Origin of the sequence: Collinsella sp. HCP28S3_E9, from assembly GCF_052065455.1 — a bacterium.
GTDB lineage: Bacteria > Actinomycetota > Coriobacteriia > Coriobacteriales > Coriobacteriaceae > Collinsella.
The window spans coordinates 1-335 of sequence record NZ_JBQHTZ010000054.1 but is presented as its reverse complement, the minus strand read 5'-3'; the positions used below and the strand labels follow the sequence as shown (position 1 = coordinate 335).

Genomic DNA, 335 nt, shown 5'->3' with positions numbered 1-335 from the left:
CCCCGGGTGGGCGTCCGAGACGACGAGCCGCACGCCCGCCGCCCCGCGCGAGCGGATAGCCCGCAGGAAGGCGAGCCACGAGTCGTAAGACTCGGTGTCAACCACGTCGACACCGAGGACGCGCCTCCAGCCGCCCGCATCGCAGCCGATGGCGGTGACCACGGCGGTGGAGGCGACGCGCCCCTCGCGGCGGCACTTGACGTAGGTCGCGTCGAGCCAGACGCAGGGCACCGGCGAGCCGTCGAGCGGCCTTCCGCACAGATCCTCGATGTCTGCGTCCAGGCTCGAGGCGATTGCGCTCACCTGGTCCTTCGAGAGCCTGGAGACGCCCATCT

Annotated in this window: 1 protein-coding gene; it reads right to left on the bottom strand. The window is 71.6% G+C overall.

Annotated elements, in window-relative coordinates:
* Nucleotides 1–335: transposase (locus tag ACTNA2_RS09120; RefSeq protein WP_441049400.1), on the bottom strand; the 335-nt coding region annotated here is incomplete at both ends.